Raw genomic sequence first — 20,187 nt, forward strand, 5'->3', positions numbered from 1 at the left:
GTCAGGCCGCCTTCTCGATCTTCGTCACGCCGCGCATATAGGGCACCAGCACCTCCGGCACGGTGATCGAGCCATCGGCGTTCTGGTAGTTCTCCATCACCGCGATCAGCGCGCGGCCGACGGCCGTGCCCGAGCCGTTGAGCGTGTGCACGAAGAACGGGCCCTTGCCGTCCCTTGTCTTGTAGCGGGCATTCATGCGCCGCGCCTGGAAATCGCCGCAGACCGAGCAGGACGAGATCTCGCGATAGGTCTTCTGCCCGGGCAGCCAGACCTCGATGTCCCAGGTCTTCTGCGAGGCGAAGCCCATATCGCCGGTGCACAGCGTCATCACGCGATAATGCAGGTCGAGCTTCTTCAGCACGTTCTCGGCGCAGGCGAGCATGCGCTCATGCTCCTCGCGCGACTTTTCGGGGGCCGTGATCGAGACGAGCTCGACCTTCTCGAACTGGTGCTGGCGCAGCATGCCGCGCGTGTCGCGGCCGGCAGAGCCGGCCTCGGCCCGGAAGCAAGGCGTGAGCGCGCTGAATCGAAGCGGCAGCTCCTCCTCGGAAAGGATTGATTCCCTTGCCAGATTGGTCAGYGGCACCTCGGCGGTCGGAATCAGCCAATGTCCGCCGCCGAAGGCCTCGCCCCATTGCTCGGCACGGGCCTGCCCATGGCGCGCGACGGCAAGGTCGCGACGCTGCTTCTCGAAGAACGTCGTGATCTGATGGCGTTCTTCCGCAGAGATCTTGTCGTCGTAGAGTGCCTGCATCACCGAGTTGAATGTCGCCTGCTCCAGCTTGCCCTCCTCGGAAGCCCAGCTTTCCGCCAGCGACTCCCAGAGTTCGGCGGCTCGGCCATGGTCCTTCAGATGCTCGGGCATCTCGAAGGCGACGGCACGGAACTGGTCGCCCGCGAATTTCGGCAGCTGCGCGGTGCCGAACATTGCATCGTCGCGCACCAGCAGCGGCGGGTTCACCTCGGTATAGCCGTGCTCCTCCGTATGTGTATCGAGCATGAACTGCCCGATCGCCCGCGAGAGCCGCGCGATCTGCTTCTCCAGCACGACGAAACGCGAGCCCGAGAGCTTCGCGGCCTTCTCGAAATCCATCTGGCCGAGCGCTTCGCCGAGCTCGAAATGCTGCTTCGGATCATTGACACCCTTGAGCAGCCCGCGCTCATCTGGCTTCACGCCATGCATGTGCAGCACGACGTTGTCATGCTCGTCGGCACCATCGGGCACGTCGTCGAAGGGTATATTCGGGATGGCGGCGAGCTTCTCGTCCAGCGCCTCCTTGGCGGCCTTCTCCTCGGCCTCCAGTGCCGGCTGCTCTTCCTTGAGCGCCGCGACCTCGGCCTTCAGCTTCTCGGCGAGCGCGACATCCTTCGCGCCCATCGCCTTGCCGATCTCCTTGGAAAGCGCGTTGCGGCGCTCCTGCACGCCCTGGGCCTTGGCGATGGCGGAGCGACGGACATCATCGAGCGCGAGCAACGACGACGACAGCGGCTCCAGGCCCCGTCGAGTCAAGCCTCCATCGAACGCCGCGGCGTTCTCGCGAATCCATCTGATGTCGTACATCGTCGTCCGGCCGTGCATCGCTGCGGAATGCAGCGCAGGATGCTCTAGACCGGGACGACGCGTGAGGGAACAGGGTTCCTCGCCTCAACGCCCCGTCATTCCGGGCGAAACGCCGGAATGACGGAAGACGTTGCGCAAAAGGCCCTACTCGGCAGCCTCTTCAGCCGCCTCTTGCTTCTTCTCGACGCGGCGGACCGAGAAGATCGAGAGCTCGTAGAGCAGCAGCATCGGCACGGCCAGCATCAGCTGCGAGATCACGTCCGGCGGGGTCAGCACCGCCGCGACGACGAAGACGAAGACGATGGCGTAGCGGCGCTTGTCCTTGAGGAACTGCGAATCGATGATGCCCGCCTGCCCCAGCAGCGTCAGGATCACCGGCAGCTGGAACGCGACGCCGAAGGCGAAGATCAGGGTCATGATCAGCGAGAGATATTCGCTGACCTTGGGCAGGAGCGCGATACCGGCCTGCGTCTCGGTCGCTGCCTGCTGCATGCCGAGCGAGAACTTCATCAGCACCGGCATGGCGAAGAAGAACACCAGCGCCGCGCCAAGCGTGAAGAACACCGGCGTCGCCACGAGATAGGGCGCAAAGGCCGCCTTCTCGTTCTTGTAGAGGCCGGGCGCCACGAATTTGTAGATCTGCGTTGCGATCACCGGGAAGGCGAAGAAGCCCGCACCGAAGGCCGCCACCTTGATGTGCGTGAACAGCAGCTCGAGCGGGCCGGTATAGATCAGTTGCGCATTGGCTGCACTGCCGGCCGCCCAGACATAGGGCAGCACCAGCAGGTTGTAGATTTGCGTCGAGAAACCGAAGCAGATGAAGAACATGATGAGGAAGGCGATCAGCGACTTGATCAGCCGCGAGCGCAACTCGATCAGATGCTCGATGAGCGGCGCGCGCGAGGCCTCGATCTCATCGTCGCCCTCGCGAGGATTGGCGACGCTCATGCGGAAGTCTCCTCACCCTTGGCGGTATCGGCCTTGGGCTTGCGCTTGCGGGTGGGCTTCGGCGTGTCCTGCGTCGCCTCGCTCGAAGTAGCCTCCGGGGCGGGCGCTTCAGGCTCCTCCGGTGCATCCGCCGCGACCTTGGTTCGGCGCGAGCGTGCCGGCTTCGCCTTCTCGGCAGTCTCGCTCACCTCGGCAGCGGGTGCGGCTTCGGCAGCCGGGGCGCTATCGGCCACAGGCTCGTCCTGAGCCTTCGCCTTGCGCGTCCGCTTCGGCTTGGCGGCCGGAACAGGCTCGTCGGCGGGCGTCGGCGTCTCGGCGGCGATGTCGACCGGCGGCAACTCCGGCGTCGGCAGCGCAGCAAGCTTCGCCTCGGCCTCCTTCAGCGCCGCGTCATCGGGCGCAGCGGTCTCGCCCGCGCTCGACGCCGAAAAATCCTTCGGCTCCTCGATCGGCTTATAGTCGCTGTTGAGCGCGCTCGACACCGACCCGCCGACATCCTCGACCTGTTTCTTGAGGTCGGCGAGTTCGGCCTCGCGCATCGCCTCGTTGAACTGCCCCTGGAATTCGGTCGCCATGCGGCGAATACGGCCGACCGTCTGGCCGACCGTGCGCAGGGCTTTGGGCAGATCCTTGGGGCCGATCACCACCAGCGCCACCGCGCCGATCAGCACCATCTCGCTCCAGGCGATGTCGAACATCGACGGCTCGTCCTCCCGGCGCGCCTCCGTTCGGCCGTCAAGGCCGAGGGATCAGAACGCGCGCATCACCAAAACCGCGTCCAGCGGACGCAAGCCGCATCAGCCCTTGTGCTCGGCCTTGGCCTGAGCCTGCGCAGCCGTGTTGCTGGCCTGGGTATGGTCGATCACCTTGGGGTCGACATTCGTCGCGCTCGGCGTCGGCTCATCGTCCTCCGCCATCCCCTTCTTGAACGATTTGATGCCCTTGGCGACATCGCCCATCAACTCGGACACCTTGCCGCGCCCGAACAGCAGCATCACGATGACGCCGACGACGATCCAATGCCAAATGCTCACGCCACCCATGGCGAAACTCCTCCGAAATTGCCTCGACCGGGGGAAATCCCCAACCCAATCCCTGCCCGGTCGATCGCTCGGCGGCGGAACCTATTGATCTGCCGCCGGAAACACAAGGACTTCGTCGGACGGAATCTCAACGCCGACCTCGTCGCCCACCGCGATCTCATCCGACAGCCCCGCCCGCACCGAGAGCGCACGGTCGAACCCCTCCACGGCGATCAGCAGATGATCGACCTCGCCGAGGAAGCGCCGTGTGACGAGCCGCCCGGGCAGGTAGTAGCCCTTCGGCACGATCCGCACCCGATGTGGCCGGATGCAGGCGATCGCCTCGCTTCCCTCCGGCAGCCCCGGCGCCGCGAAGCGCCCCAGCGGCGTATCGATCGCGCCTCCCGAGACGCGACCTTCGACCTCGGTAAAATCGCAGAAAAATCGGGCGGCAAAGAGGCTGGCGGGCTTCCGATAGAGTTCCTCGCCCGTGCCGATCTGGACGATGCGCCCGGCCCGCATCAGCACGATGCGGTCGGCGATCCGCATCGCATCCTCCGGATCATGCGTCACGATGATCGAGGTAGCACCGGTTTCCTCCAGCAGCGCCGCGGTTTCGTCGCGCACCACGTCGCGCAGCCGCCGGTCGAGATTGGAGAAGGGCTCGTCCATCAGGAGCACGCCGGGACGCGGCGCAATGGCACGCGCCAGCGCCACGCGCTGCTGCTCGCCGCCGGAGAGCATATGCGGAAAGGCCCCGTAGAAATCGGCAAGGCCGACGCGCGCGAGCGCCCTGAGCGCGGTCGCCTCCGCCGATGCGGCGCTCTGCCCGCGCAGACCGAAGCAGACATTCTCGCCGACGGTCAGATGCGGGAACAGCGCGTAGTCCTGGAAGACGAAGCCGACGCCGCGATGCTCCGGCTCGACGAACCGGCCGGGCGCCGAAACGTCGCGCCCCTCCAGCAGCACCCGTCCGGCGCTCGGCCGTTCGACACCCGCGGCGAGCCTCAGCAGCGTCGTCTTGCCGCAGCCCGATTGGCCGAGCAGCGCAACGATCTCGCCCGGATTTACCGCCAGCGAGAGATCGGACAGCGCCGTCACCTCCCCGAAACGCTGCGTGACGCCCTCGAAGCCGAGTGCCATCGGAATCGCCGCGCCGGCTGTCCCGCGCCGGCCCCAGCCGAGCCAACCCGCCTTGATCTCGCTGCGTGCCAACCTCGTCTCACCTCTTCACAAACTCGCCGTCATCCCGGACAAGCCGCGAAGCGGCGCCGATCCGGGATCCATGCCAGAGCGCTTCCGGCATGAGGTTCAGGCATGGATCCCGGGTCTCCGCTTCGCTCCGCCCGGGATGACGCACCGGGCAATCGGCGCGCGAATAGCTGCCCTCACCCCTGTTGCGGCCCGCCCTCGCCGTCGTCAAGCGGGCTGAACAGGTCGCCGAGCGGGTCCTCGTCGTCGCGCAGGCCCGGATCATCGTCAGGAACCGGCACCTGCAGGTCGCGTGTCAGGCGCCCCTCGACGAAGCCGGTTCCCTTCAACTCCTCCAGGCCCGGCAGGTCGTCGATCCGGTCGAGGCCGAAATGGTCGAGGAAGCCGGGCGTCGTGCCGTAGGTCACAGGACGCCCCGGCGAGCGCCGCCGCCCGCGCAGGCGGACCCAGCCGGCCTCCAGCAGAATGTCGAGCGTGCCCTTGGCGGTGGCGACGCCGCGGATCTCCTCGATCTCGGCCCGCGTCACCGGCTGGTGATAGGCGATGATCGAGAGAACCTCGAGCGCGGCGCGCGACAATTTGCGCGGCGGCTCGGCCTCCGCCGCGAGCAGATATCCGAGGTCAGGCGCCGTTCGGAAGGCCCAGCCGCCCGCGACCTGGCGCAGGTTGACGCCGCGCGTGGCATAGCTTTCCACAAGCCGGGCCAGCACCTGCTCGACCGCGATGCCGGCCGGGATCGCGCGGCCCAGAGCTTCTGCCGACAAGGGCACGGCCGAAGCGAAGAGCAGCGCCTCCACAATGCGCTGTGCCTGGGCGAAAGCTTCGACGCCGCCGCCGTCCTCGGCGTCCAGGGTGTCGACCGGCGCGGCGGTCATGACGCATCCTTGCCGGCGAAGGGCAAAATCCGCGGGCGCGCCGAACGACGGCGCAGCTCGATCGGCGCGAAAGCCTCGTCCTGCCGCAGGTCGAGGACCCCTTCCCTGACCATTTCGAGCATGGCCGACAGGGCCGAGGCCCTGACCGTCGCCTGCATCTCCCGCGCCGGCAGGCCATGAGACGTCATGTACTGCGTCAGATAGCTGTCGAGTTCGGTCCAGTCACCGGCCTCGCCGACCAGTCGCTGCAAGGCCTCGCGGGCCTCGACCAGCGACCAGACGACGCGATGGCCGACCGAGATATGCCCCTGCACCCGCTTCTGCCGCTGCTGCGCATAGGCCGCGAGCAGATCGTAGAGCTCGGCTTCCCAGACAGGCCGGGCGCCTGCGACGATCTCCTCCGGTGCGCCGCGAGCGAAGACGTCCTGGCCCAGCCGCTCGCGCGCGGCGAGCTTGCGCGCTGCGGCGCGGATCGCTTCCAGCCGGCGCAGGCGGAGCGCCAGCGCCGTGGCGAGATCGGCCGCGCTCGGCTCCTCGCCCTTGGGCGGTTCGGGCAGCAGCAGCCGCGATTTCAGATAGGCGAGCCAAGCCGCCATCACGAGATAATCGGCCGCGAGTTCCAGCCTGAGCGCCCGCGCCTGCTCGACAAAGGTGAGATACTGCTCGGCGAGCGCCAGGATCGAGATGCGATGCAGATCGACCTTCTGGCGGCGTGCGAGATCGAGCAACAGGTCGAGCGGCCCCTCATAGCCGTCGACATCGACGACGAGTGACGGCTCGCCTTCACGGCGCGCGGCGTCCTCCTCGAATGGCAACTCGGCCGTCATCTGAGGCCCTGCCCCGCTGTCATCCCCGAGGTGCAGATTTGGCTGTTCAGGCGCTCAACGCAAGCGCGGCCGCCAATTCCGCGCGCGCAGCCCCGAGATCGATCGGCTCCGGCTCGTGCCGGATGCGGCCGAGCGCAGCCGCGGCGCGGCGGGCGCGGGCCCCGGTCATCTCCGGCACCGTGCCGGCGATGGCGACCATCTCTTCCATGATGCCGTGGCAGTGCAGGATCACGTCGACGCCCGCGCGAATCGCGGCGCGGGCCTTGGCCTCGAAGGAGCCGGAGAGCGCTTTCATCGAAATATCATCGGTCATGATGAGCCCGTCGAAGCCGATCTCGCCGCGCATGATCTCGCGCACGATCTTCCGCGAGACCGTCGCCGGATGCTTCGGATCGAGCGCCGTGAACACGACATGTGCCGTCATCGCGAGCGGCATGTCGGCGAGATGCCGGAACGGGCGGAAATCATGCGCCCGCAGCTCGTCGAGCGATGCGTCGACGACGGGCAGGTTGTGATGGCTGTCGGCCCGCGCCCGGCCATGGCCGGGCATATGCTTGACGACCGGAAGCACGCCGCCAGCGATCAGCCCTTCCGCCGCGGCCCGGCCGAGCCGCGCCACCTGATCGGGATCATGGGCATAGGCGCGGTCGCCGATCACATCGTGACTGCCGGCGACTGGCACGTCGAGCACCGGCAGGCAGTCGACATCGATGCCGACGCTCTTCAGGTCATGCGCCATCAGCCGCGCCGAGAGCCGGACGATCTCGCGCTGGCGGACGGAATCGTTGATGGCGAGGAAAGCGCGCGCCGAGGGATATTTCGGCCAGTTCGGCGGCCCCATGCGCTGGACGCGCCCGCCCTCCTGATCGATCAGGATCGGCGCAGGCCAACCGACGGTCTCGCGCATCTCGGCCGTCAACGCGGCGACCTGCTCTGGCGTCTGCGTGTTGCGCTTGAAGAGGATGAAGCCCCAGGGGCGGGCATCCCGGAAGAAGGCCCGCTCATCCGCGGTGAGACTCGTGCCGAGGCAGCCGGCGATGAAGGCGCGCGATGTCATGGCACCGGGTTACGGCATCGGCCCGAAAAGTGGAATGCGGTTTTCGGGCAATGCCGATGCGAGAATGCAGAAAGCGGCGCGGGCGCGGTCAAGAACGATCCGCGCCCGCGTGCAAACTCACTTCACCTGCTGATAATTCTGCGCGTTGAACGCGTCGAACGGCAGCTCCGCGATGCGGAACCAGAGCTGCTCCTTCTTCCAGTACGGCAGGAAGGAATCGTAGAAGGTCTTGAAGTTGGGATTGCTGGCGGCGAGTTCGCCATACATGGCGAAGGCCTCCTTGAACGCGGCCGCCATCACCTCCTGCGGGAAGGGCCGCAGCTCGGCGCCGGTACCGGCGAGGCGAATCAGCGCATCGGGATTGTTGTGGTCGTACTTCGCGACGCAGAGCGCATTGGCCTCGGCGCAGGCCGCTTCCACGATCGCCTTGTAGGACGCCGGCAGTTCGTTCCACTTGTCCTGGTTGGCGAGAAAGCTGACATTGGCGTTCCCCTCCCAGAAGCCCGGATAGTAGTAGTACTTGGCGACCTTCACGAAGCCGAGCTTCTCGTCGTCATAGGGGCCGGAGAACTCGACGGCATCGAGTGTGCCGCGCTCCAGCGCCGGGTAGATGTCAGCGCCGCCGATCGTCTGCGGCACGACGCCGAGGCGCGCCATGATGCGCCCGCCAAGGCCGGCGATGCGGAACTTCAGCCCCTTCAGATCCTCCAGCGACTTGATCTCCTTGCGGAACCAGCCGCCCATCTGCGCGCCGGTGTTGCCGGACGGGATGGTGTAGATGTTGTAGTTCTTCATGAAGGCGCGGCAGAGTTCCAGCCCGCCGCCCTGATAGAGCCAGGCATTCTGCTGGCGGGTGTTGAAGCCGAAGGGCAGCGAGGTCTCGAAAGCGAAGGCGGGATCCTTGCCGATATAAAAGCTCGCCAGCGTGTGGCTGCACTCGACGGTGCCGTTCTGCACGGCGTCGAGAGCCTGCAGGGCCGGCACGATCTCGCCGGGCGCAAAGACCTGAATCTGGAAATTGTTGTCGGTCGCCTCGGCGACGCGCTTCGCGACATGGGTCGAGATACCGTAGAGCGTATCCAAGCTCTTCGGATAGCTCGAGGTCAGCCGCCAGTTGATCTTGGGCTGCGACTGCGCGATGGCGGGCGCAGCGATGGCCGCGCTGCCGGCAGCGCCCGCGCCTGCGACCTTGACGAAATGACGGCGATCCATGGGGTAACCTCCAGCTAGCAATGGCCGCCGTGATGGTCGAGGCAGCCTTCTGTTGTTGGCAGGCTACTCGCACGGTCGAAGCGGCGAAACAAGCGCACCCCTCCCCCCGCCATGCGCCGGTCTCAAAGCAGAACGGCGGCACCCTGCGGATGCCGCCGCCCGATTTTCAACCTGTTCTGCGCGCTCAGTTCTTCGAGATGAAGCACTGCCCGCCAGCCGCCTGGAGCGCCGAGCACATCGTCGACGCATCCTCGCGGGAATAGGGTCCGACGCGCAGGCGATAGACGGTCTTTCCGCCCGCCAGCTCCGTCTTGCGGACGATCGGCGACTGACCGCCGAGCTGCTGCGGATATTTGCGCTGCAGAGCGGCGAAGGTGGCGCGGGCCTCGGACTCACTGCCCGGTGCGCCGAGCTGCACCACGAAATCGCCGGTGCCGGCGCGTACCGCGGCCGTTGCCGGAGCGGCATCGGGGGCGGCGGACGCCGGAGCGCTGGCAAGACGGGTCGGGGCCGCCGGCGTGGTCGCAGCAGGCGGGGTCGTCGCGCGCTCCTGAACCTTGGGAGCGGCAGGAGCGGGAGCCGCAGCCGACCGCTGCGGCGAGGGCTGGGCGCTCGCCGTGGCAGTGCCGAGCGAGCGGCTCGGGGCCGAGCCCGTCGCGATCGGCTGATTGCCGTCGATGCCGGCCGGAACCGGGGTTCCATCGGGACGGATCGCGACCGTACGGACCTTGCGCGGCTCGCCGAGCCCCGGCACCGGCGGCATCGGGGTCAGGCCAGGCTCGGCCGGCGTGATGCTGCGTTCCGGTGCGCTCGGCGCGGCAGCCAAGGCCGACCCGGCACCAGGCCCGGGCATGACGACGCGGGGCGGCATCGAGCGGGCAGCCTGCTGCACGTCGACCGGCTGCTCCTCGTTGTTGACCAGCTTGCTCTGGCCCTGCGGAGCCTCGGCATTGCGCTCGTAGATCTGCTTGTTCTGGTTCGGGATCTCGGCGCCGCCCGGATTGGCGGGCTCGACCTTGACCGGGCTGCGATCGGCCGTGATCATCGGCGGCTGGCCGTCCTTGGTCGCAGGGCCGCCGCGCAGAGCGAAGGTCGCACCGACGCCGATGAGGCCGACGGCAATGACCGCTGCGGCCGCCCAGAGCCCTTTGCGCGAGCGGCGCGACTCCAGATCCGGCAAATCGTCTTCGGCATATTCGTGGACCGGAGCGCCGTGCTGGGCTTGGCCATAGGAATGCTGGGCCTGCGCGTAGGAATATTGCGCAGGCTCCTCGTCATAGGCCGCCGGCATCGCATGGGTACCGACCTCCTCATCGAGGTCGCGGGCCGGCACGCCTCCCCGCATCGGCGCGGGCTGGGTGTAGGGCAGCGGTTCGGGAAGGTCGTAATCGTGGTGCTGAGGCTCGGCACGGATCTGTTGCGGCACGACCGGAGCTACGGGAGCCGGCGCCGGCCGTCTCGGCTCGGCCTGCCGCAACAGCGCCTCGAATTCATCGAGCGCGCCACGCAGTTCCGCCGGCGGCGCAGCCTGCACGGGCACGGCTGGCGCGGGAGCCGGCGGCACCACCTCGAAGCTCGGCTCCTGCCGGGAACCCGGCCGCGAGGCCGGCGCGCGGCGCTCGGCAAAGATATCCTTCAGCGGATCGTCCTGTCCGACGATGCGGGTCAGCTCCGCCAGCGGATCAGGCGCATGGCCGGCGCGCGGCGCCTGCCCCGCCCCGCGAAGCTGGCGCTCGAGATCTTCAAGATCGAGCGCGAAACGATTCCTAGCGGGCTCACTCATGGTACGATCCATTGCAGCACAAGCTGCCTCCCCCTATGGAAAAGGCGATACCCCGTGCGGTCAACTTGACCTCGTGCGCGCCGCCGGAAAACGACCGTCAGCGCATCTCTTCCGGCGCCGCAACTCCGGCGACAGCCAGTCCGGAAGCAAGGACGCTGCGCACCGAGTGCACGAACGCCAATCTTGCCAAGGTCGACTTTCGGTCAGTTTGATTAACGAATCGTAATTGCGGCGAGTCTTTGCCCTTGTTCCACAAAGAGTGGAAGGCGCTCGCCAGTTCGTGGACGAAGAATGCCACGCGATGCGGCTCGTGAGCTGCCGCTGCTCCTTCGATGATTCGCGGATAGGCCGCGATCGCCTTGATGATCCCGACCTCGGCCTCGTCGGTCAGAATCGCGAGATCGGCCCCGGCCAGCGCCTCCGACGAGAGATCGAGATCGGGGAAAACCTCGCGCGCCTGACGGAAGATCGAGGCGCAGCGCGCATGCGCGTACTGGACGTAGAAAACGGGATTGTCCTTCGACTGCTCGACCACCTTGGCGAGGTCGAAGTCGAGCGTCGCGTCGTTCTTGCGGAAGATCATCATGAAGCGCACCGCGTCGCGGCCGACCTCGTCGATGACCTCGCGCAGCGTGACGAAATCGCCGGAGCGCTTCGACATCCGCACCTGCTCGCCATTGCGCAGCAGGCGCACGAGTTGGCAGAGCTTGACGTCGAGCGAGCCCTGCCCGCCCGTCACTGCCTTAACGGCCGCCTGCATGCGCTTGACATAGCCGCCATGGTCGGCGCCCCAGACGTCGATCATCTCGGAGAAGCCGCGGACGAACTTGGAGCGGTGATAGGCGATGTCGTTGGCGAAATAGGTGTAGCTGCCATCCGACTTCAGCAGCGGCCGGTCGACGTCGTCGCCGAACTGCGTGGCGCGGAACAGCGTCTGCTCGCGATCCTCCCAGTCCTCGTCCTTCTGGCCCTTCGGCGGCGGCAGCCGGCCTTCGTAGACAAGGTCGCGCGAGCGCAGATCCTCGATCGTCTCAGCGACGGCGTCCTTGTTCCCGTCGACATTCTGGAGCGAGCGCTCCGAGAAGAAGATCTCGTGGACGACGCCGAGCGCCGCAAGGTCGTCGCGGATCATCGCCATCATGCCGTCGATCGCCGCCTTGCGGACGAGCGGGAGCCATTCGGCCTCGGGCTTGTCCTTCAGCCCCGCGCCATGCGCTTTCGCCAGCGCCTCGCCGACCGACTTCAGATAGTCTCCGGGATAGAGCCCCTCCGGGATCGCCCCGATATCCTCGCCCAGCGCCTCGCGGTAGCGCAGGAAGGCGGAGCGGGCGAGCACGTCGACCTGTGCGCCAGCATCGTTGATGTAGTACTCGCGGGTGACGTTGTGCCCGGCGAAGGCGAGCAGGCTCGCCAGCGCGTCGCCGAAGACGGCGCCGCGGCCATGGCCGACATGCATCGGCCCGGTCGGATTGGCCGAGACGTATTCGACATTGACCCGGGGCTCGGATCTCGGCTTGCCGCGCCCATAGTCCATGCCGGCTTCGATCGCGGCCTTGAGGACCGCGGTGAACACAGCCGGCTGCAGCGTCAGGTTGATGAAGCCGGGGCCGGCGATCTCCGCCTTGACGATCTCCGGATCCTTCGACAGCTCCTCGACCAGCAGCGCGGCCAGCGCGCGCGGATTGGTGCCGGCATCCTTGGCCAGCACCATCGCGGCGTTGGTGGCGAGGTCGCCATGGGCCGGATCCTTGGTCGGCTCGACCACGACGCGCGCGAGGTTGAGCCCGGCGGGAAGCGCGCCTCGCTCGGCAAGAGCCGAGAGCGCGGCATGGAGGCGGGCGGAAAAGATCTCGAACAGGTTCATCGTGGTCACATCTTGTCCGTTGAAAGCCTCTGAGCCCTCATCCCGAGGAGCAGCCCAGGCCGCGTCTCGAAGGATGCTCCAGGTGATTCCGGAGCCTCCCGGAGCATCTTTCGAGATGCGCTTGGACGAAGCGCTCCCCAGGATGAGGGCTCATCCAGGCTCGAACATATTTGTACAGGCGCCCGGCCCTATCGCAGCGAGGGGGTGACGTCAAACAGGCGGCGGTGCTCGTCGAGCGCGTACCAATCCGTCATGCCGGCGATATAGTCGGCGATGCGGCGCATCCGGCGGTGATCGTCGAGCCCGTCGCAGCCGGCCGCCCACTCCTCCGGCATCGCAGCCGGATCGGAGCTGAAGCGGGCGAACAGCTCGCGCACCACCTGCGCCGCCTGCTCCCTGATCGGCGCGATCCGCGGGTGCCGGTACATGTTGGGGTAGAGGAATCCCTTGATGTCGCGGTCGGCATCCTCGATCGCAGGCGAGAAGGCGACGACCGGCGCATCCGCGCGCCGGATCGCATCGGCGTCGGCAGGTGCCAGCACCGCCAGTCGCGCCTGCGCCTCCCGGATCACGTCCTCGACGAATCGGGTGATCACCCGGCGGACGAGCTCATTGGTCAGGCGCGGCCGCTCCAGCCCGGGATGCAGCCGCTCGATCTCGTCCAGCAGCTCCGCCAGGAACGGCACGGCTCTGAGTTCGGCATGGCCGAACAGCCCGGCCCGCAGGCCGTCGTCGATGTCGTGGGCGTTGTAGGCGATGTCATCGGCCAGCGCCGCCGCCTGCGCCTCGGCCGACGCATAGCTGTCGAGCCAGAGATCCTGACGCTGCTGGTAGTCGACGATCGCGACCGGGATGCCGGCCTTGGCATAACGCGCAGTCGGCCTGCCCTCTCGGTCGAGCAACGGACCGTTGTGCTTGACCAGCCCCTCCAGCGTCTCCCAACTCAGATTGAGCCCGTCGAAATCGGCATAGCGCCGCTCCAGCCGCGTCACGATCCTCAGCGTCTGGGCGTTGTGGTCGAAGCCGCCGAAGGCCGCCATGCACTCTTCCAGCGCGTCCTCGCCGGTATGGCCGAAAGGCGTGTGGCCGAGGTCATGTGCCAGCGCCAGCGCCTCGGCCAGATCCTCGTCGAGGCCGAGCGCACGTGCCAAGGCGCGAGCGATCTGCGCCACCTCGATCGTGTGGGTCAGTCGCGTGCGATAGTGATCGCCTTCGTGCGAGACGAAGACCTGCGTCTTGTGCTTCAGGCGGCGAAAGGCGGTCGAATGGATGATGCGGTCTCGGTCGCGCTGGAACTCGCCGCGCGTCGCCGAGGCGGGCTCACCGATAAGGCGCCCGCGGCTGGTGCTGGAGCGGCAGGCATAAGGCGCGCGCCAGCGCTCTCCCGGCTCGATGCCGGGCGGCGAGGAGAAGCCGGAAGGCGGGCTCTGTGGATGCGGCATGGCTGCCCCGTCACGGCCCCGTGCTTGTAGAGGCGCTGCCGGGCCATTACCTTTCCCGGCAACCAAGGTGCAAGGAGCATCTGACCATGTCGACCGATCTTGCGGTCAATCCGCGCGGCATTGCGGTGACTGCAAACGCAGCGAAACGAATTCTCTCGGTAATGGCAAACGAGCCGCCGGGCTCGATGCTGCGCGTCAGTGTCGCCGGCGGCGGCTGTTCGGGCTTTCAGTACATCTTCGATGTCGGCCGGGAGAAGGCGCCCGACGATCTCGTCATCGAGCGCGACGGCGCCACCGTCCTGATCGACGAAACATCGCTCGATCTGCTGGAGGGCTGCACCATCGATTTCGTCGACGACCTGATCGGCCAGTCCTTCCGCATCACCAACCCGAACGCAACGAGCTCCTGCGGCTGCGGGACGTCCTTCGCCGTCTAGCGCACTAGCCGACACCCCCGGAGCGACGTGTGGGTGCCGTGCGCGTCTCGACACGCCGCCCGAGCCGCGCGGTGGATGCCGCGACGATCACCTCTCCAAAGACGCGGACCAGATCCAGGTCGAGCTTGCTCTCCATGCCGATGAGGATGGCATAGGCCTCCTCGGGCGGCATCGGCGCTCTGTAAGGTCGCCGTTCGATAAGCGCCGCGTAGATGTCGCAGATCGTGATCACGCGGACAGGATCGGAGATCTGTTTTCCGCTCAAGCCCTGCGGATAGCCTGATCCGTCGAGGTATTCGTGGTGAGAGAGCACCGCGGCGAGAACCGTCGGTGCGAACCCGCCCTGAGCCACGAGCATGTCGTATCCGATCTGCGGATGTTGCCAGATGATCTTGCGCTCTTGCGCCGTCAGTTTGCCGGGCTTGCGCAGGATATCGAGCGGAATCCGTGCCTTGCCGATATCGTGCAGCACGGCCGCGCCGGTGATCAGCCGCCGATCGGCTTCGCCGAATCCGAGACGGTGAGCGAAGGCGGCCACCAGCCCCGAGACGAGCAGGCAATGCTGATAGGTGGCGTCATCGTGCTGCCAGACGAGATCGAGCCACGCGTCGAGATCCCCGCCTTCGGCCGCCCTGTTGAGAGCCTCGACACTGCCGTTGATCGCCGCAATCGGTATATGCCCATCGCTCGCGGCCGCGTCGAGCAGATCGCCGAGCGCTGCCGAGGCTGCGATGAAACGGCGCTGAATCCCGGCGCCGGCGCTCGTCGGAGCGGCCGAGCCGAGCAAATTGCCGACCTTGTCCAGCAGAACGGACCGAGGCGTATCGACGGGCAGGACCTCGCGCGCGCCGAGTGCATGGGCCTGCGTCTGGGAACGCGGCGACATGTCTCTCAGCAAGAAAAGGCAGGGCGCTCCCGCGTGTCGATAGGGCGCCAGCACGGTGCGCGCCGTCTCGATGGCGCCCCGGCCCGACAGATCGAGATCGACGACGAGCAGCCGTCCGCGCTCCCTGGCGGAGCTAACCTCGTCCGGACCGGTTGCCGAACATGCTCCCCAAAGCGAGAGCGTGCGCTGTAGCGACTGGCGCCGGCCTTCGTGATCGCTGACGAGAACGAGAATGGGGAGGCCTCCCGAGAAGGCCTCATCATAACCGTGCCGATTGAGGAAGCGTAAAAGCGGACTGCCGGCTTAAGCCGATAGCCGGGGAAGTCCCCAGCAACAGGTCGGCGACACCCCCGGTTGCGCTGTCATGCTTAGCGGTTCGTCAATGCGAAACGGCAGCGCCGCCCTGCTCCAGCCGGACCTCGGCGGCCATCAGCCCCTTCGGTCCGGGTCCGTAGCGCACCAGTACGGTCTGTCCCGGGATCAGCTCGACGAGGCCATAGCGCCGCAGCGTCTCCATATGCACGAAGATGTCGGGCGCGCCTTCGCCCTTCGAGACGAAGCCGAAGCCGCGCAACCGGTTGAACCATTTCACCACCATGCGCTCGAGTCCGCTGGTCGGCGTCACGGCGACGTTGGTGCGCGCCATCGGCATCTCGGAGGGATGGCGCCCGGAGGAGGTGTCGATCGAAAGAACCCGCACAGCCTGGCGACCACGGTTCTTCTCGACCGCTTCGAGCACAATGCGAGCGCCCTCCGCTATCGTATTGAAACCATCACGCTTCAGAATGGTGACGTGCAGGAGGATATCGGTACCGCCCGCCTCGGGAACGACGAAGCCGTAACCCTTCGAGACATCGAACCATTTGACGTAGCCGGCGATCTCGACCGGAACCTCGGAAGCGTGACCGCTTGGTCCATCGAGCCGCATGACGCGGTTGAGTGACTGGATGGGACCCATCGGTGGCCGCCCGCTCTCACCGAATTCGTCGGACATGTGCCGCTCACCCCCACGCACAACGCTTGATTCGTGTTGCCACGATAGCATCGCTGCGGATTCGGTATACAGCCCGCAAATGGTCGTCCACATCATCCGCGGGCTCCGGTGTTGCCGAAATAGCCCGCTCATGCTCGCGCGGCTGTCGGGCCGGCCTCCGACCGCACGGGTCACACCCCTTCGGCTCAGGAGGCGAGCCGCCGCAACGCAACTCCGCTCTCCGCGCGGATGACGAGATCGGCGATCGGGTCGAGCTCCGTCGGCTCGCGGTTGAGGATGACGAGCTTGGCGCCCTGCCGCTTCGCGATCACCGGCAGCGTTGCCGCCGGGTAGACGACCAGCGAAGACCCCACGACGAGGAAGAGGTCGCATTCCAGCGCGAGCGCCTGCGCCCGCATCATCGCCTCCTGCGGCATCGCCTGGCCGAACGAGATCGTCGCCGACTTCACCGGCCCCGTGCACATCATGCAGCTCGGCGGCTCGCCGCTCGCCTCGAAGGCCGGGCGGATCGCCGCCAGTTCATGCCGCCAGCCGCAGGTGAGGCAGGTGGCGTAGGTGCCGTTGCCGTGCAGCTCGATCACCTGATCGGCCGGCACGCCGGAGGCCTGGTGCAGCCCGTCGATATTCTGCGTCACGATGGCCGGGGAGCGCCGGTCCGCCACCAGCCGCGCCAGTGCCCTGTGGCCGACATTGGGCCTAGCCTCGCGATAATGGTCGTCCATCGCGAATTTGCGGCGCCAGGCCTCGATGCGCGCTTCGCGGCTCTGCACGAAGGCCTCGAACGGAATCGGCTTGTTGACCATCCAGGGCGAACCGGGCGAGCGGAAATCCGGCACGCCCGACTCCGTCGAAATTCCCGCGCCGGTGAAGCTGAGAATGCTGTCCGCCCGGTCGAGCGTGGCATGGAGCTCGGCGATCGCGTCCTCGGTCTCGTCCTGCATGGGGCCGCCCGCTCGGTTGAATGGAAGCCTTGCAGATATGGACCGCGCTTGCGACGCTTCCAAGGCGATTGACGGAACGGGGCGCACGCCCCAAACCAGTCGGATCATGCCGACGACCGCACCCGCCTCGTTCAATCCCGATCTCATCGACACCGGGCCCCCGCCAATCCCTGAGGCGCAGGGTTGGGCGCGGGCTTATGACGGACGCTTCGGCCCGCTGATCGACCTGTCGCAGGCAGTTCCCGGCTCGCCGCCGCCTCAGGCGCTGCTCGACAAGCTTGCCGAAGCCGCCGCCGATCCTGCCGCCACGCGCTATGGCGGTATTACCGGCGACTCCGGGCTGCGCGAAACCTATGCGGCGGAGATTTCGCGCGTCTACGGCGCGTCCTTCGCCCCCGGCGAAATCGCCGTCACCTCGGGCTGCAACCAGGCCTATGTCGTCACCATGATGGCGCTCGCCCGCGCGGGCGACAACGTGCTGCTGCCGACGCCCTGGTACTTCAACCACGAGATGACGCTGACCATGCTCGGCGTCGAGGCGCGCCCGCTACCCTGCGCGCCGGAGGCCGGATTCGTGCCGGACGCTGCGACGGCCGACGCACTGATCGACGATCGCACCCGCGCGATCGTACTGGTCACACCCAACAACCCCACCGGCGCGGTCTACCCGCCCGAGACGATCGCCGCCTTCGCCGCGCTCTGCGCCCGGCGCGGCATCTGGCTCGTGCTCGACGAGACCTATCGCGACTTCCTGCCGGCGACAGTTGCCAAGCCGCATGAGGTCTTCGCCACAAGCGGCTGGCAGGATTCCGTGATCGGCCTCTACAGCTTCTCCAAGGCCTATGCCGTTCCTGGCTGGCGGCTCGGCGCCATCACAGCCGGCGACGCCGCCCTCGCCCAGATCAGCAAGGTGCTCGACTGCGTCCAGATCAGCCCGGTTCGGGCCGGACAGACTGCCATCACCTGGGGCATCGACGGTATCCGCGACTGGCGCGAGCGCAACCGGGCCGAGATCAACGACCGCGCCGCACTGTTCCGTCAGGCGATGGCGCCGCTGAACGACTGGCGCGTGCTCTCGGCAGGCGCCTATTTCGCCTATGTCGCCCACCCCTTCGAAGGCACCCCGGCGGCCGATGTGGTGCGCCGGCTGGTCGAGGAGCGCGGCGTGCTCGCCCTGCCCGGCCCCTATTTCGGCCCCGGGCAGGAGAACCATCTGCGCATCGCCATCGCCAATGTCGCGGCCGAGCGGATCGGCCTGCTCGGCGACCGGCTCAAGGGTTTCTCGATCTGAGAGGTTTTCCGAGAGCGTCGCTGAACCGTCATGCTCGCCCTCGTGGCGAGCATCCACGTCTTGGATACCGCCATTGACGATGGAAGACGTGGATGGTCGGGGCAAGCCCGACCATGACGCGAGAGTCGGCCGGAGCCTCCGGACAGGAAGTCGCTTCTACCGGAAAAGCGCCTGAAAGCGATCGCGATAGGCGAAGACAAGCAGCAGTCCCAGCACCGTCATGATGAGCGCGACGGGGATGCCCTGCGGGTTCAGCACGAGGTGGAAGAACACGATCACCGTCATGATAGGTGCAAGCAGCACGAGGCCGAAAGCCGGCGCCAGGTTGAGCAGCAGGCTCAGCCCCCCGGCGAGGTTCACCACCTTGACCATCGGCCAGATGAAGCCCGAGTTCTGAAGCGCCGCCTCGAAGGCCAGCCCGCGTTCGCTCGTCGGCGGATGAATGAGATTGGTCCCGGTCGCCAGCCACCAAAAGCCGTCGACGGCGCTGACGAGGAAAAGCAGCCCGAGCAGAACACGCGGGATCGTAACGAGAAACACGGTCTTCATGATGTCCCCAACCGATGACAGAGAAGCCGGCACGCCTCAACGGCCGCGCCGGCCCGGTTCTTGGTCGCGGTCGGGACCGATCCGGTTCAAAGCGCGGCGAGAATTGGGAGCGTAGACCTTCCGTCCCCAAGACTAACCTGAAAACGAGACTTGCCCGAAAACGAGGCCTCCCCGACGGCGTGACTTGCCCGAAAAGCCGGCCCGGCGACATCCGCCCACGCGCTTGTGAGGTGCACGCCGCCAGATTTCATGGCCTTGAAGCGCATCCAGCCACTGCGCAAAGCCTCCCAACGATGAACAGCGCCCTCGCCCGCCGCACCTTGCTTCAGCTCGCCGGAGCCTCGTCGCTCACAGCCGCCGCCTCCTTCGCCGCCCGGGCCGAGGGCGGGCCGGTCTCAGCGCCGCCAGCGGGGCCTGGCTTCGCCAGCAAGACGCCGATCCGGGTGGGCGCCGCGGCGCTCAAGGTCCGCGATGTCGAGCGTGTGACCAGCTACTACCGCGACGTCAGCGGCCTGTCCGTGCTGGCGCGCGGCGCCGCCTCCGTCACCCTCGGCACCGGCGAAGGCGCCCTGCTCACGCTGGAGCCGCGGCCGGACGCGGCGCTGGAGCCTCCCACCTCCGCCGGGCTATTCCACATCGCTTTCCTGATGCCGAGCCGGCGGGATCTGGCGCGCTGGCTCGTCCATGTCGCGCGCAATCGCACGCCGCTGACGGGCTTCGCCGACCATAGCGTCAGTGAGGCCGTCTACCTCAACGATCCCGAAGGCAACGGCATCGAGGTCTATGCCGACCGCTCTGCCGAAGGCTGGCGTTGGGACAACGGTCGCATCGTCATGGGCACGCATCGGCTCGACGTCGACGACATCCTGTCGCTGACCGACACGAGCGCGAGCGACTACACCAGGGCGCCGGAGGGGCTGCGCATCGGGCACATCCACCTGCGCGTCGGCGATGTCGATGCGGGCGACCGCTTTTATCGCGATCTGCTCGGTCTGGCGCCGACGAGCCGGCGCGATACCGCGAGCTTCCTGTCCTCGGGCGGCTACCACCATCATCTGGCGCTGAACACCTGGAACAGCGCCGGCGCCGGACGGCGCGACGACGGCAGAACCGGCCTCGCCTGGTTCTCGCTGATGACGGAAAAGCCGGAGCTTATGGCCGCTCAGGCCGACCGCCTCGCGGCGGCCGGCATCGCGACGACGCCGCTGTCCGGCGGGTTCGAGAGCCTCGACCCCTGGGGCACGCGCGTCAGGCTGCTGCAGGGCTGAGCGAGCCCCGCCCGGCCC

At 67.2% G+C, this 20,187-nt stretch carries 19 protein-coding genes; 3 read left to right on the forward strand and 16 right to left on the reverse strand.

All coding sequences use genetic code 11. The features are described 5' to 3' along the window. Position 1 precedes the first annotated feature (1 nt). The 12 genes from serS to AC1DNE_RS07730 all read right to left on the reverse strand — a co-directional run bounded on the left by serS (position 2) and on the right by AC1DNE_RS07730 (position 13,803). Complete coding sequence (serS, locus tag AC1DNE_RS07675) at positions 2–1,561, reverse strand: serine--tRNA ligase (RefSeq protein WP_441470668.1); 1,560 nt, start codon at positions 1,559–1,561, stop codon at positions 2–4. A 144-nt stretch (positions 1,562–1,705) separates the two neighbouring features. Then, positions 1,706–2,509, reverse strand: coding sequence for a twin-arginine translocase subunit TatC (tatC, locus tag AC1DNE_RS07680; RefSeq protein WP_441470669.1), 804 nt, complete (start codon positions 2,507–2,509; stop codon positions 1,706–1,708). Next, complete coding sequence (gene tatB / locus AC1DNE_RS07685) at positions 2,506–3,207, reverse strand: Sec-independent protein translocase protein TatB (RefSeq protein ID WP_441470670.1); 702 nt, start codon at positions 3,205–3,207, stop codon at positions 2,506–2,508. Before tatB ends, tatC begins: the two co-directional genes overlap by 4 nt. Positions 3,208–3,306: 99 nt before the next feature. After that, positions 3,307–3,552 carry a twin-arginine translocase TatA/TatE family subunit gene (locus AC1DNE_RS07690; protein ID WP_441470671.1) on the reverse strand — a complete coding sequence of 82 codons (246 nt, stop codon included), beginning with the start codon at positions 3,550–3,552 and terminating at the stop codon, positions 3,307–3,309. Positions 3,553–3,633: 81 nt separating this feature from the next. Next, positions 3,634–4,674 (reverse strand): ABC transporter ATP-binding protein, encoded by a 1,041-nt coding sequence (locus tag AC1DNE_RS07695; RefSeq protein ID WP_441470749.1) that lies wholly within the window; start codon positions 4,672–4,674, stop codon positions 3,634–3,636. Positions 4,675–4,919: 245 nt separating this feature from the next. Then, positions 4,920–5,618, reverse strand: a complete 699-nt coding sequence (gene scpB / locus AC1DNE_RS07700) for an SMC-Scp complex subunit ScpB (protein WP_476766375.1) — start codon at positions 5,616–5,618, stop codon at positions 4,920–4,922. Next, on the reverse strand, positions 5,615–6,445 hold the full coding sequence (locus AC1DNE_RS07705) for a segregation and condensation protein A (protein WP_441470673.1): 831 nt from the start codon (positions 6,443–6,445) through the stop codon (positions 5,615–5,617). The genes scpB and AC1DNE_RS07705 overlap by 4 nt, the downstream gene beginning before the upstream one ends. Positions 6,446–6,491: 46 nt before the next feature. Next, positions 6,492–7,502, reverse strand: a complete 1,011-nt coding sequence (nagZ, locus tag AC1DNE_RS07710) for a beta-N-acetylhexosaminidase (RefSeq protein ID WP_476766374.1) — start codon at positions 7,500–7,502, stop codon at positions 6,492–6,494. Positions 7,503–7,619: 117 nt separating this feature from the next. Then, positions 7,620–8,714: a TRAP transporter substrate-binding protein gene (locus AC1DNE_RS07715; RefSeq protein ID WP_441470675.1), complete on the reverse strand. Its 1,095-nt coding sequence runs from the start codon at positions 8,712–8,714 to the stop codon at positions 7,620–7,622. Between the two features lie 184 nt (positions 8,715–8,898). Then, positions 8,899–10,497 (reverse strand): SPOR domain-containing protein, encoded by a 1,599-nt coding sequence (locus AC1DNE_RS07720; protein WP_476766373.1) that lies wholly within the window; start codon positions 10,495–10,497, stop codon positions 8,899–8,901. A 97-nt stretch (positions 10,498–10,594) separates the two neighbouring features. After that, complete coding sequence (gene argS, locus AC1DNE_RS07725) at positions 10,595–12,361, reverse strand: arginine--tRNA ligase (protein ID WP_476766386.1); 1,767 nt, start codon at positions 12,359–12,361, stop codon at positions 10,595–10,597. A 188-nt stretch (positions 12,362–12,549) separates the two neighbouring features. Beyond that, a complete protein-coding gene (locus tag AC1DNE_RS07730) occupies positions 12,550–13,803 on the reverse strand; it encodes a deoxyguanosinetriphosphate triphosphohydrolase (protein ID WP_441470677.1) in 1,254 nt (417 codons plus the stop codon). An 86-nt stretch (positions 13,804–13,889) separates the two neighbouring features. Between AC1DNE_RS07730 and AC1DNE_RS07735 the strand changes: the two genes are divergently transcribed. After that, the gene (locus tag AC1DNE_RS07735; RefSeq protein WP_441470678.1) at positions 13,890–14,240 is read left to right on the forward strand and encodes a HesB/IscA family protein; all 351 of its coding nucleotides are present in this window, start codon (positions 13,890–13,892) and stop codon (positions 14,238–14,240) included. A 4-nt stretch (positions 14,241–14,244) separates the two neighbouring features. Here AC1DNE_RS07735 and AC1DNE_RS07740 read toward each other — a convergent pair whose 3' ends face one another. The 3 genes from AC1DNE_RS07740 to AC1DNE_RS07750 all read right to left on the reverse strand — a co-directional run bounded on the left by AC1DNE_RS07740 (position 14,245) and on the right by AC1DNE_RS07750 (position 17,061). Beyond that, positions 14,245–15,126: an HD-GYP domain-containing protein gene (locus AC1DNE_RS07740; protein WP_441470679.1), complete on the reverse strand. Its 882-nt coding sequence runs from the start codon at positions 15,124–15,126 to the stop codon at positions 14,245–14,247. Positions 15,127–15,505: 379 nt separating this feature from the next. After that, complete coding sequence (locus AC1DNE_RS07745; protein ID WP_441470680.1) at positions 15,506–16,120, reverse strand: cold-shock protein; 615 nt, start codon at positions 16,118–16,120, stop codon at positions 15,506–15,508. A gap of 185 nt (positions 16,121–16,305) precedes the next feature. Beyond that, complete coding sequence (locus AC1DNE_RS07750) at positions 16,306–17,061, reverse strand: SIR2 family NAD-dependent protein deacylase (RefSeq protein ID WP_476766372.1); 756 nt, start codon at positions 17,059–17,061, stop codon at positions 16,306–16,308. 106 nt (positions 17,062–17,167) lie between these two features. Between AC1DNE_RS07750 and AC1DNE_RS07755 the strand changes: the two genes are divergently transcribed. Continuing rightward, positions 17,168–18,352, forward strand: a complete 1,185-nt coding sequence (locus AC1DNE_RS07755) for an aminotransferase (protein ID WP_441470682.1) — start codon at positions 17,168–17,170, stop codon at positions 18,350–18,352. A 156-nt stretch (positions 18,353–18,508) separates the two neighbouring features. Here the strand turns inward: AC1DNE_RS07755 and AC1DNE_RS07760 are convergent, their stop codons facing one another. Further along, entirely contained in the window at positions 18,509–18,901 is a 393-nt protein-coding gene (locus tag AC1DNE_RS07760; RefSeq protein WP_476766371.1) for a hypothetical protein, read from the reverse strand. A gap of 293 nt (positions 18,902–19,194) precedes the next feature. On the opposite strand from AC1DNE_RS07760, the gene AC1DNE_RS07765 reads away from it, so the two are divergent. Next, positions 19,195–20,169, forward strand: a complete 975-nt coding sequence (locus AC1DNE_RS07765; RefSeq protein WP_476766370.1) for a VOC family protein — start codon at positions 19,195–19,197, stop codon at positions 20,167–20,169. The last annotated feature ends 18 nt before the right edge of the window (positions 20,170–20,187 follow it).

It is taken from the genome of Allobosea sp. 05L423, assembly GCF_056397745.1.

Excerpts from the sequence above, each read along its gene's own strand:
- tatC (WP_441470669.1), bottom strand. The coding sequence starts at position 2,509 with ATGAGCGTCGCCAATCCTCGCGAGGGCGACGATGAGATCGAGGCCTCG.
- tatB (WP_441470670.1), bottom strand. The coding sequence starts at position 3,207 with ATGTTCGACATCGCCTGGAGCGAGATGGTGCTGATCGGCGCGGTGGCG.
- AC1DNE_RS07690 (WP_441470671.1), bottom strand. The coding sequence starts at position 3,552 with ATGGGTGGCGTGAGCATTTGGCATTGGATCGTCGTCGGCGTCATCGTG.
- AC1DNE_RS07695 (WP_441470749.1), bottom strand. The coding sequence starts at position 4,674 with ATGGCACTCGGCTTCGAGGGCGTCACGCAGCGTTTCGGGGAGGTGACG.
- scpB (WP_476766375.1), bottom strand. The coding sequence starts at position 5,618 with ATGACCGCCGCGCCGGTCGACACCCTGGACGCCGAGGACGGCGGCGGC.
- AC1DNE_RS07705 (WP_441470673.1), bottom strand. The coding sequence starts at position 6,445 with ATGACGGCCGAGTTGCCATTCGAGGAGGACGCCGCGCGCCGTGAAGGC.
- nagZ (WP_476766374.1), bottom strand. The coding sequence starts at position 7,502 with ATGACATCGCGCGCCTTCATCGCCGGCTGCCTCGGCACGAGTCTCACC.
- AC1DNE_RS07715 (WP_441470675.1), bottom strand. The coding sequence starts at position 8,714 with ATGGATCGCCGTCATTTCGTCAAGGTCGCAGGCGCGGGCGCTGCCGGC.
- AC1DNE_RS07720 (WP_476766373.1), bottom strand. The coding sequence starts at position 10,497 with ATGAGTGAGCCCGCTAGGAATCGTTTCGCGCTCGATCTTGAAGATCTC.
- argS (WP_476766386.1), bottom strand. The coding sequence starts at position 12,361 with ATGAACCTGTTCGAGATCTTTTCCGCCCGCCTCCATGCCGCGCTCTCG.
- AC1DNE_RS07730 (WP_441470677.1), bottom strand. The coding sequence starts at position 13,803 with ATGCCGCATCCACAGAGCCCGCCTTCCGGCTTCTCCTCGCCGCCCGGC.
- AC1DNE_RS07735 (WP_441470678.1), top strand. The coding sequence starts at position 13,890 with ATGTCGACCGATCTTGCGGTCAATCCGCGCGGCATTGCGGTGACTGCA.
- AC1DNE_RS07740 (WP_441470679.1), bottom strand. The coding sequence starts at position 15,126 with ATGTCGCCGCGTTCCCAGACGCAGGCCCATGCACTCGGCGCGCGCGAG.
- AC1DNE_RS07745 (WP_441470680.1), bottom strand. The coding sequence starts at position 16,120 with ATGTCCGACGAATTCGGTGAGAGCGGGCGGCCACCGATGGGTCCCATC.
- AC1DNE_RS07750 (WP_476766372.1), bottom strand. The coding sequence starts at position 17,061 with ATGCAGGACGAGACCGAGGACGCGATCGCCGAGCTCCATGCCACGCTC.
- AC1DNE_RS07755 (WP_441470682.1), top strand. The coding sequence starts at position 17,168 with ATGCCGACGACCGCACCCGCCTCGTTCAATCCCGATCTCATCGACACC.
- AC1DNE_RS07760 (WP_476766371.1), bottom strand. The coding sequence starts at position 18,901 with ATGAAGACCGTGTTTCTCGTTACGATCCCGCGTGTTCTGCTCGGGCTG.
- AC1DNE_RS07765 (WP_476766370.1), top strand. The coding sequence starts at position 19,195 with ATGAACAGCGCCCTCGCCCGCCGCACCTTGCTTCAGCTCGCCGGAGCC.